Here is a 10,519-nt window from a genome sequence, read left to right on the forward strand (position 1 = left end):
CGCGATACCCGATACGGTGGTGCTTCTGGCATATGCCACCAGCCCAGCGGCATAACGCCACCCTCCGCGCCACCCCACCGGCCGTTCCCGCGCCACCCGTTCGACACCCGCCCGCCGCCCGGAAGCGACACGGCACACCCCGAGTCGGTAGGCTTCCGCCGCCCGTCCCCACGGAATCCCCCGTTCCCGTCAGGCATGAAACCGACGACGGCCGGTAAGGATGCCGGGCACCGGTAGCGGAAATCCCGTTGCCATGGAACCCCCCGCACCGGATGCTGACCTCATGTTCGACCCAGACATAGCGCCCAGTGGATCCCTTCTCGGCCTCCTCCAGCGAGGACGCGGAGACGGGCCCCTGCATGCCCTGGCGGCGCCGCGGACGGAAGCCCTCGCCGCTTTGGAGCAGTGCGTGCTGCGCGATCCCCGGCTCGACTGGCGGGTCGAGTCGCGCTCCTTGTATTACGCGCGCCTCTACTCGGACCTGGAGAGCCCGCTCGACGGGATCGAACACCACCTCTTCCACCCGGACGACCTGGTCGCCCCGGACGAGCACCGCTGCGGCCTCGCCCTGTCCGTCCTCGGACACCTCGCCGGGTACGGCCGCCGCGACGCGCTGCACCTGCTGCGGCGGTACGCGGCCACCGGCGGCTGCTGGGAATGGGCGCTCGACGAGCTGGCGGTCCGCGACGACGAGGCGGGACTGCGCGCGCTGGGTCCCGCCGTCGTCGCCCGCTTCCCGCACACCCCCGAAGGCGACGCGGAACTGGCCCGCGCCGTCCGCGAGGCCTACGAACCCCGCCCGTGGCAGCTCTGGGCCGAGGACGCCTCGCAACCGGCCACCGCGACCCGCGTGGCCAAGGCCGCGGAACAGGTCTCGTTCGACCGCTGGCAGCGCCAGATGCGCTCCGCGGGCCCGACCCCCGGCTGGAGCGTCACCGCCGTCCTCGAATGGGCGCAGCAGGGACTGACCCGCCACCCCCAGGTCGAACGCGACCAGCCCGCCGCCCGCTGCCTGGCCGCCGTCGCGGGCCCCGAGGACCACGCGGAACTGCTGGAAGCGGCCCTGCACGGCCCCTCAGCCGCCCGCGCCGCCGCGCTGCGCCACCTCACCGACCGCTGCGACCCCCGGCGCCTGGACCTGATCGAGACGGCCGCGGTCTCCACCGACGACCTCGTCGTACGCGCCGCCCTCGAATCCCTGGAACGGCTCAGGGACGACGAGGCGATGGCCCGCGCCCGCGTCTGGGCCGCCCGCACCGACCCGCTCGGCTCCGCCGCCGCCCGGCTGCTCGCCCGCCACGGCGGACCGCAGGACGCCGAGCACGTGCTGGGCGCGCTGCGCAGGACCGTACAGACCGGCGGCGCGGACGCCGAAGGGCTCGACGCGCTCGTCGAGGGAGTCGGCCGGCTCTCCGCCTGCCTGGCCGCGCCCGTCCTGCGGCACATCTACCGGGAGACGTCGTCCTCCCAGCTCCGCGGCACCGCCGCCGTCGCGCTCGCCGTCACCGACCCCGGTTTCGCCGCCGGGTTCGCCGTCGAGTGCCTCTGGGACTGCGAGGAGAGCACCCGCGAGCTGGCCGCGCACCGCGCGACGTCCGGTGACGTGAGGGTCCTGGCGCAGCTGCGCAGACTGGCCGCGGACCCCGCGGAAGAGGCCGAAGTGCAGACCGCCGTACGCGGCCGGCTCAGTTCCGGCGGTACGTCCAGGTAGGCGGCCGGCCCGCGGGCGGACCACGGAGAACCCGGCGCGGGTCTCAGGGCGTGTCCGGCGGATCACGAACGGCCCCTTCGGCACCCGGACCGCCCATGATCCGCCGGGCGGGCCCTAACGCTCATGGGGCGTTCCACTTCGGGAAAGATCCACGTGGCCCTGACAACGCTCAATGCGGCGACAACCACGGTATGCGTGTCGCCATCGTCACAGAGTCCTTCCCACCCGACGTCAACGGAGTGGCCCACTGCGCCCTGCGCACGGCCGAGCACCTCGCCCGGCGCGGCCACGAACCGCTCGTGGTCGCGCCCGCGGGCCCGGCCGACCAGGACCCCGGTCCCGACCCCTGTCCCGTCATCCGCGTCCCCTCCCTCCCCCTGCCCGGCTACCCGCAGGTGCGGGTCGCGCTGCCGGGCCGCCGTACCGCCGCCGCCATCGCCGCGCACCGGACGGAGCTGGTCCACCTGGCCAGTCCCTTCGTGCTCGGCGCGCGCGGCCTGGCCGCCGCCACTCGGTTGCGTATCCCCGCCGTCGCCGTCTACCAGACCGACCTCGCCGGATACGCCAGGACGTATCTGAACGCGGGCGAGTCCGCCGCCTGGCGCCGGATCCGCGCGGTGCACTCCGCCGCTGCCCGCACCCTGGCCCCCTCCTCCGCGTCCGTCAGCGCGCTGGCGGAACAGGGCGTGCCGCGCGTCCACTTGTGGCCGCGCGGCGTCGACTCCGACCGCTTCCACCCCGCGCGCCGCGACGGGGCGCTGCGCCGCGAACTGGCCCCGAACGGCGAGCTGATCGTCGGATACGTCGGCAGGCTCGCGCCGGAGAAGCACGTCGAACTGCTCGCCGGACTCTGCGAACTGCCCGGTGTGCGCGTGGTCGTCGTCGGCGACGGCCCCAGCGCGCCGAGCCTGCGCACCGCCCTGCCGGGCACGGTCTTCATGGGCCGCAGGACCGGCACCGAACTCGCCCGCATCCACGCCTCCTTCGACGTCTTCTGCCACACAGGGCCGTTCGAGACCTTCTGCCAGACCGTGCAGGAGGCGATGGCCAGTGGAGTCCCCGTCGTCGCCCCGGCGGCCGGCGGCCCCCTCGACCTCGTCCAGCACGGCCGCACCGGCCTGCTGGTGCCGCCGCTCGACCCGGCGGCCGTCCGCTCGGCCGTCCAGTTCCTGCTCGGCGACGACGGGCTGCGCGAGCGCTACGGGAGCGCGGCTCGCACAGCGGTCGCCGACCGTACGTGGGAGGCCGTCGGCGACCAACTCCTCGGCCACTACGACCAGGTGCTCGGCGAGCGCGAGGCGGCAGCGGCATGACCACCGACATGAGCGGCGGCGTCAACGGCGACGGCATGAGCGGCGCGGGCGACCGCATGACCACCGGTACGCGAACGGCCGGTACGGCGAGCGGCGCGCGAACCGGCGGCACCATCACAGACTTCGGCACCGACCCCACCGACGGCAGGGACGACGTCATGTACGGCCAGGACGACCTCGCATCACCCGACGGCGGCGCCCGCACCGCCCCGCACCCCCTCGACCGCGACCCCGAGTCGGCCCTGCGCATCGTGCGGCTCGCCAACTTCGTCACGCCCGTCTCCGGCGGCCTGCGCACCGCGCTGCGCCACCTCGGCGAGGGCTACGCGGCGGCGGGCCACGAACCCGTGCTGATCGTCCCCGGCGCCACCGCCTCCGACGAACTCACCCCGCAGGGGCGGGTGATCACCCTGCCGGGCCCTGAGATCCCCGGCACCGGCGGCTACCGCGTACTGGCCCGCCGCGCCCCCGTGGAGGCCGTACTCGCCTCGCTCGCCCCCGACCGGATCGAGGTCTCCGACCGCACCACCCTGCGCTGGACGGGGGAGTGGGCCAGGCGGCACCGCGTCCCCTCCCTGATGGTGTCCCACGAGAGCGCCGACGGTGTGCTCGGCACCTGGGGCCTGCCCTCGGGACCCGCCCGCCGCGCCGCCGACGCCCTCAACCGCCGTACCGCGCTGGCCTACACGCGTGTGGTGTGCACCACGGCCTGGGCCGCCGCCGAATTCGAGCGGATCGGCGCCCGCAACGTCGTACGCGCCCCGCTCGGCGTCGACCTCGAAGGCTGCCACCCCGGTGCCCGGAACCCGCGGCTGCGCGAGACGCACGGGCACGGCGCCGCCGTGCTGCTGGTGCTCTGCTCGCGGCTCTCGCCCGAGAAGCGGCCGGGCATGGCACTGGAGACCCTGGCCCACCTGCGCGGCTCCGGCGTCGACGCGGCGCTGGTGGTCGCGGGCGAGGGACCCCTGCGGCCCCGGCTCACCGCCCAGGCCAGGGCCGCCCGGCTGCCGGTCACCTTCCTCGGCCATGTGCCGCGGCGCGCCGACCTCGCCGCACTGCTCGCCACCGCCGACGTGGCACTGGCACCGGGACCCGTCGAGACCTTCGGTCTGGCCGCCCTCGAAGCCCTCGCGTGCGGCACCCCCGTGGTGGCCAGCTCCCGCTCCGCGCTGCCCACCCTCATCGGACCGGCGGGCGGCTGCGCCGACACACCCGCCGAGTACGCCGCCGCCGTACAGCGAATCCTCGCCGCGCCCGAGGAGGGCCGCCGCGCCATGGCCCGCACCCGCGCCGAGCTGTACACCTGGCCCGCCGCCGTCAACGCCTTCCTCACCGCGCACCGGGCCGCCGTCGGCGCCGCCGCACCGTCCGCGCGCCGCCGGACCGCACCGGAGTCCGACGGGGTCAGGCCGTGACCGGCGCCGTGCGCTTCGCCGTACTCGGCGACTCGCTCAGCGAAGGCGTCGGCGACCCGCTGCCCGACGGCGGGTGGCGCGGCTGGGCGGCGCTGCTCGCCGACGGGCTCGCGGCGGCCCCGTACGACACCCGGACGCTCAACCTCGCCCGGAGCGGGGCCCGTTCGGGCGACGTGGCGGGTCCGCAGCTCGAAGCGGCGCTGCGGCACCGGCCGGACCTCGCGTCCGTGCTGGTCGGCGGGAACGACACGCTGCGCGGCGGCTTCGACATCCAGGCGGTGGCCGCCGAACTGCACCTCGTGATGGGCGCGTTGCGCGCCGAGGGCTGCGACGTGCTCACCGCGTGCCTGCCGGACCCCGGAACCGTGCTCGGGCTGCCGTGGCCGCTGGCCCGGCCACTGGGCCGCAGGATGCGCGCGCTCAACGACACCGTGCACGCCCTGTCCGCGCACCACGGCGCGCACCACCTCCACGCCGCGGAGCGCCACTGGGCGACCATGCCGGGAGCGCTGAGCGCCGACCGGCTGCACCCCAGCGAGACCGGACACCGCCTGCTCGCCCGCGACTTCCACGCCCTGCTCACCGCCGCGGGCCTCGCCCAGGGGCCCGCGCCCCGCCCCGAGCCGGACGGCGCGCCGCCCGGCCGCCGGGCCGCCGCGTGGTGGATGGCCACCCGCGGCACGCGGTGGATCGCCGACCGCTGCATCGACCTGCTGCCCGACCTGATCCGGCTGGCGGGCACCGAACTGCGCCACCACCGGCAGGGCGACACAGCGGTGTTGGAGGAGGACGCGCGGCGCGCCACGGTCGCGGCGCTCGCCGCGCTCAAGGTCCCGCCGGGCCCGGCGGCGCGGCCGTATACCCCGCCGCGCCCACCGGTGCCGGGTCAGCGCGTGCTGAGCGGCACGAAGCGGACCGGCGTCCCCGGCGGTGACTGGGCGGCGGCCGGCAGCGAACCCTCGGGGACCACGCCGATGACCGGATAGCCGCCGGTGGTCGGATGGTCGGCGAGAAAGACCACAGGACAGCCGTCCGGAGGCACCTGCACAGCGCCGAGCACCATGCCCTCACTGGGCAGTTCACCGCCGCGGGCCCGGCGCAGCGCCGGGCCCCGCGTGCGCAGCCCGATCCGGTTGGACGCGGGTGAGACGGTGTAACCGCCGCCGAACAACGTACGGAAGGCGTCCGGCGCGAACCAGTCGTCACGCGGCCCGCGCGCCAACGGAAGGACCAGCTCGGCTCCGGGACCGGGCAGTGCCACCACATCGCCCTCGCCGAAGAGGCTGACGAAGTCTCCGTCAGAGCTCACGTCGGAGCCCCTGATGACGTCCCCGGACCGGCCGCCGACAGGCAGCACGTCACCCCTCGCGAGCGGCGCGGGACCGAGCCCCGACAGCAGGTCCGTCGACCTGCTGCCCAGCACCGGCCGTACGGCCACACCGCCGGACACCGCCAGATAGCTGCGCAGCCCCGGCTCCGCCCGCCCCACGTCGAGCACCGCCCCGCCCGGCACCCGTACCGGCGCGCCCCACGCCGCGGGACGCCCGTCGACCCGCACCGCGCACGGCGCACCCGTCACCGCCACCAGCACCGCGTGCGAGGCCCGCAGCGCGCAGCCGTCGACCGTCGTCTCCAGACCGGCGGCCTCCGCCGGATTGCCGACCAGCCGGTTCGCCGCCCGCAGCGCCGGACCGTCCAGCGCGCCGGACCGCGGCACCCCCAGATGCGCGTGGCCCGGCCGCCCGAGGTCCTGCACGGTGGTGAGCGCCCCCGCCCGTACGACGGCCAACTCGGCCTGCCCTGCCGCCGTTTCCCTCACCCCCGCACCTCCGTGAACCGCACCTCGGTGCCGGGGCTCAGCAGCGCCGCGGGCTCCCGCTCGGGGTCCCAGAGCACGGCGTCCGTCGTGCCGACCAGTTGCCAACCGCCGGGCGAGGAGCGCGGATACACCCCCGCGTACGGTCCGGCCAGCGCGACGGAGCCGGGCGGTACGGCGGTACGGGGCTCGGCCCGGCGCGGTACGCGCAGGTGCTCGGGCAGTCCGGTCAGATAGCCGAAGCCGGGCGCGAAGCCGCAGAAGGCCACACGGAAGGGCGTCGAGGTCACAGTCCCTGCCACCTCCTCGGGGGAGACCCGCCACAGCCCGGCCACCTCCGCGAGGTCGGGCCCGTCGAAGCGCACCGCGATCTCCACGGCCGCGCCCCTCCCGCGCGGCACCGCGGGCACGTCCCACGCGGCCACCTCGGCGGCGAAGGCCCGCGGATCGGCGAGCCCGCACACCAGCACGGTACGGGCGGCGGGCACGATCTCCGTCACCCCGGCCAGTTCCCCGGCCGCCCGCCTGCGCAGCAACTCGGCGTGCAGCGCCTCCGTCTCCTCACCGGTCGCGGACTCCACCAGTACGGCGTCCGCCCCGGCGCGCAGCACCCGCGGCCCCGTGCCCGCCCAGGAACCCGGCCCGGAACCCGCCCCGGAACCCGCCCCGGAACCCGCCCGGCTCACGCGAAGGCCGCGATCCGCAGACCCGACGCCTCCAGCGACTCCCGGACGCGGGCCGCCAGCCGGGCCGCGCCCGGTGTGTCGCCGTGCACGCACAAGGACCTCGCGGCGACCGGCACCCTCTCGCCGGTGATCGCCGTCACCCGCCCGTCGCGGGCGATGCCCACCGAGCGGGCCACCACCTCGTCCTCCGACTCCAGGACCGCGCCCGGCTCGCGGCGCGGGACCAGCGTGCCGCCCGAGGTGTAGGCGCGGTCGGCGAACGCCTCGTGGACCGTGGGCAGCCCTTCGCGGGCCGCCGCGAGCAGCAACTGCGAGCCGGGCAGGCCGAGTACGGGCAGTTCCCCCGCGAGCCGCACGCCCGCGACGACGGCCACCGCCTGCTCGGCGTCGTGCACCGCCCGGTTGTACAGGGCGCCGTGCGGCTTGACGTACGCCACCGTGGTGCCCGCCGCGCGGGCGAAGACCTCCAACGCGCCGATCTGATAGGCGACTTCGGCGGCCAGTTCCTCCGGAGGCACATCCATCGAGCGCCGGCCGAAACCGGCGAGGTCGCGGTAGGAGACCTGCGCGCCGATCCGTACGCCCCGCTCCGCCGCCAGTTCGCACACCCGCCACATCGTCGACGGGTCGCCCGCGTGGAAGCCGCACGCGACATTCGCGCTGGTGACGACGGACAGCAGCGCCTCGTCGTCGGTCAGCCGCCAGCGGCCGAAGCCCTCGCCGAGGTCGGCGTTGAGATCGATGACCGCGCCGGGGTCGGCGTCCGGTGCCGCGCCGGGAGGTGTCCGAGGAGCCGTGCCGGGTGCCGCCCCGGTGACCGCGTCCGCCATGATGATCAGCCCGTCCTCGTATCCTCGTATCCGCCTACGAACGGCGCCGAAGGTGCTCCGCGCGCCGCCCGCGAGTCTTCCGTGCCCGTGCCGTACCTGTCGCGGGACCGATCATGGCACTCCCGCGGGCCGACGCGCCGGGTGCCCGCCCCGTGGCGATCCGTGCCGTTTCGTTCGTTGTCGGTGCCACCGCCTAATGTGTGGGGCGTGACCACCACGATCCCGTACTCGCTGCCGGGCGCCGCCCGGCCCGCCCCGGGCCCGGCCGCCGACGAGGGCCTGGCCCGCAGGCTCAAGGCGCTCGCCTGCACGGCGCCGCTGCACGACCTCGACACCCGCAAGGCCAACCTCGCGGGCGAGTACTCGGTGTACGCGATGGCGGAGATCGCGCTGGCCGCGATCGACCTGGTCACGCTCAACATGGACTTCGACACCGGCGCGGACCACGACCAGATAGTGGCCAGACTGCTGCCCCGCGTCGCCGCGCAGGCCCCCGTCCGCGGCCAGGCCGAGCACGAGCGCGTCGCCCGCTGGGTGCTGGAGAATCTGATCAACGTCGGCAGCGCCGACCGCGGATTCCGCGCCGTCTACGGCACGTTCGGCGCCGACGGCGGATATGTGCGGCGGGACTACGACTTCAAGCTGATCGAGGAAGTGCCGGGCCCCGGCGGCAGCGTCTACCTGCGCACCACCGACGAGGCGGTCAACGTCCTGGTCGGCGCGCTCGACACCGACGTCACCAGCGCGCAGATCGCCGCCGAGGTCAAGCTGGAGGTGCTGATCAGCCGCGGCAGGCTCGCCGACGCCCAACTCGCCGCGGAACAGGCCAGGTACCGCACCGTGCAGTACGCGGAGACGCTGCGCCGCACCCTGGAGGCCACCCGGCGCAACGTCCGGGCGGTCGACTGGCTGCGGACCGTCCCCGACATGATCGCCGAGGCCCTCGACCACGTCGCCGACCGCTACCGGCACGAGAACGCGATCCTCACCAACATCCGCAAGGCGCGCGACGAGGCGGAGGAGCCGGAGCACAAGCGCCGCGCCGCCGAACTGGTCGACATCGTCAAGGACTGCATCCGGCGCCACACCCAGCTCCAGTCCAGGCTGCTGGAGGCCGGACCGCTGTTCCGCGCCGAGCAGGACCGGCAGGCGTTCGCCGCGCCCCCCGCGCGCGCCGGACTCGACCTGTACGGGCAGCTCGTCGCGCCCCTGCTGCCGATCCCGGTCGAGCGCGCGTCGCGGGTCACCGACGCGTTCTTCGCCCGCGGCGCGGGCCTGCGCACCCCGTCCGCCGTACGCGTCACCGACCTGGTCGAACTGCTGCTCACCCCGCCGCTGGAGCGGGAGCACCTGGGCGCGGAGATGCCGGAGCCCGACCTGGTCGCCACCCCGGACGACAGCCGGTTCAGCGAGGAACAGCTCGAATCCGCGCTCGATCTGCTCGACCTGCCGCACGACGCGCCGCGCCGCCTGTCGGGGCTCCTGGCCGACGCCCGCCGCCGCGACCCCGAACTGCCCTATCTGCTGGCCCTGCTGGCGATCCACGCCGCCTCCCCGCCGGTCGGCACCGCCTACCGCCAGGGCGAACAGCGCCTGCTCTTCGCGGTGGACGACGGCACGCCGCTGGACGACCACGAATTCGGCGGCGCCGACCTCATCGTCGGCACCGCGCGACTGGACGCGGCGGCGATGACGGCCGCGCGCGCGGAGCCCGCGTGAGGCCCGGCACGGCGGCCGCCCGCCGTTTCCGACCCGGCGGCGGGCGACCACGTACGGCGGACGCGACGGTGCCGACCGGCGTCATCGCCTGGACCGAGGAGAGCGAGAAGTGAGCGAGTACCGGGAGACGGCGGCGGACACGCCCGAGGCCGCGGCGTACGAGGCCGGGAGCACCGGACCGGCGCGCACCGGGGGAGTGACGCCCGGCGACGCGGCGGACGCCGCCCGCCTCGTGGGCTTCGGGCTCCAGCCCAAGCTGCTGCCCGCCCGCGACGCGGAGTACGCGGAACTGATCCGCCGCCACCGCGAGGACCCCGCCTTCGCGCGCCTGGCCGACGCGGTCGCGGCCGGACTCGGCCTGATCGTGCTGGAGGTCTCGCCCCGCGCCGGAATGGCCCTGGCGGCGGGCGAGGACTCGGTGTTCGCCGTCCGGATGGGCGACTACGCCCGCCGCGCCGCCTCCGACTCCGGTGACCGCTTCCTGCACGGCCTGGCCCACCTCGCCGCGGCGGCGCTCGCCTTCCCGCGCCCCGAGGACCTCGCCGACGACGGCTACATCGGCCGGATCACCGTCAACGGCATCGACGCCTTCATCCGCCAGGCCTGCCGCCGCCTGGAGGAACAGGCCGACGAGACCGGTGAGAACACCGACCCGGCCAGCGACGCACCGGGACTGGAGGCCGCCTGGCGGGTCTACACCCGGCGCAGCGCGACCGGCGCCACCAAGGACGCCCGCAGGCTGGCCAGTTCCACCACCGGCATCATCGGCAAGGCCGTCGCCTTCCTCGTCGACTCCGGCTTCCTCCAGCGCACCGGGGACGAGTCGGGCGGCACCTACCGCACCACCGCCCGCTACCAGTTGCAGGTCCGCGACATGGCGGGCAGCGCCGCCATGGCCGAACTGCTCGACCTCGGCATCGTCCCGGTCGGCGACGGCAGCGCCAGCCTCGTCCCCGCCGCAGCCGACGACAGCGGCCTCGACCTGGCCGCGGACGCCGGTCTGCCGTTCCACGCCCACACCTGACCGGG

Annotated in this window: 9 protein-coding genes; 6 read left to right on the plus strand and 3 right to left on the minus strand. The window is 75.7% G+C overall.

Features of this window, described 5'->3' with window-relative positions; translation table 11 throughout:
- Nucleotides 1-283: 283 nt before the first annotated feature.
- The 4 genes from ACIO6U_RS33120 to ACIO6U_RS33135 all read left to right on the plus strand — a co-directional run bounded on the left by ACIO6U_RS33120 (nt 284) and on the right by ACIO6U_RS33135 (nt 5,425).
- A complete protein-coding gene (locus ACIO6U_RS33120) occupies nt 284-1,711 on the plus strand; it encodes a HEAT repeat domain-containing protein (RefSeq protein WP_391118569.1) in 1,428 nt (475 codons plus the stop codon).
- Nucleotides 1,712-1,902: 191 nt separating this feature from the next.
- On the plus strand, nt 1,903-3,024 hold the full coding sequence (locus ACIO6U_RS33125; RefSeq protein ID WP_391050103.1) for a glycosyltransferase: 1,122 nt from the start codon (nt 1,903-1,905) through the stop codon (nt 3,022-3,024).
- Nucleotides 3,021-4,439, plus strand: a complete 1,419-nt coding sequence (locus ACIO6U_RS33130; protein ID WP_401724770.1) for a glycosyltransferase — start codon at nt 3,021-3,023, stop codon at nt 4,437-4,439. The genes ACIO6U_RS33125 and ACIO6U_RS33130 overlap by 4 nt, the downstream gene beginning before the upstream one ends.
- A complete protein-coding gene (locus ACIO6U_RS33135; protein ID WP_401724773.1) occupies nt 4,436-5,425 on the plus strand; it encodes an SGNH/GDSL hydrolase family protein in 990 nt (329 codons plus the stop codon). Before ACIO6U_RS33130 ends, ACIO6U_RS33135 begins: the two co-directional genes overlap by 4 nt.
- Here the strand turns inward: ACIO6U_RS33135 and ACIO6U_RS33140 are convergent.
- The 3 genes from ACIO6U_RS33140 to ACIO6U_RS33150 form a co-directional block, all read right to left on the minus strand.
- A complete protein-coding gene (locus tag ACIO6U_RS33140) occupies nt 5,326-6,258 on the minus strand; it encodes a biotin-dependent carboxyltransferase family protein (RefSeq protein WP_355344032.1) in 933 nt (310 codons plus the stop codon). The two genes, ACIO6U_RS33135 and ACIO6U_RS33140, sit on opposite strands and share 100 nt — an antisense overlap.
- Nucleotides 6,255-6,866: an allophanate hydrolase subunit 1 gene (locus ACIO6U_RS33145; RefSeq protein ID WP_355344035.1), complete on the minus strand. Its 612-nt coding sequence runs from the start codon at nt 6,864-6,866 to the stop codon at nt 6,255-6,257. Before ACIO6U_RS33145 ends, ACIO6U_RS33140 begins: the two co-directional genes overlap by 4 nt.
- Nucleotides 6,867-6,937: 71 nt before the next feature.
- Entirely contained in the window at nt 6,938-7,771 is an 834-nt protein-coding gene (locus ACIO6U_RS33150; RefSeq protein WP_401724777.1) for a LamB/YcsF family protein, read from the minus strand.
- Between the two features lie 207 nt (nt 7,772-7,978).
- Here ACIO6U_RS33150 and ACIO6U_RS33155 point away from each other — a divergent pair, with 207 nt between their 5' ends.
- Nucleotides 7,979-9,490 (plus strand): hypothetical protein, encoded by a 1,512-nt coding sequence (locus ACIO6U_RS33155; RefSeq protein ID WP_355344041.1) that lies wholly within the window; start codon nt 7,979-7,981, stop codon nt 9,488-9,490.
- A 109-nt stretch (nt 9,491-9,599) separates the two neighbouring features.
- Nucleotides 9,600-10,514, plus strand: coding sequence for a hypothetical protein (locus tag ACIO6U_RS33160; protein WP_355344044.1), 915 nt, complete (start codon nt 9,600-9,602; stop codon nt 10,512-10,514).
- The last annotated feature ends 5 nt before the right edge of the window (nt 10,515-10,519 follow it).

It is taken from the genome of Streptomyces sp. NPDC087422 (genome assembly GCF_044744145.1).
In the GTDB taxonomy this organism is placed as follows: Bacteria; Actinomycetota; Actinomycetes; order Streptomycetales; family Streptomycetaceae; genus Actinacidiphila.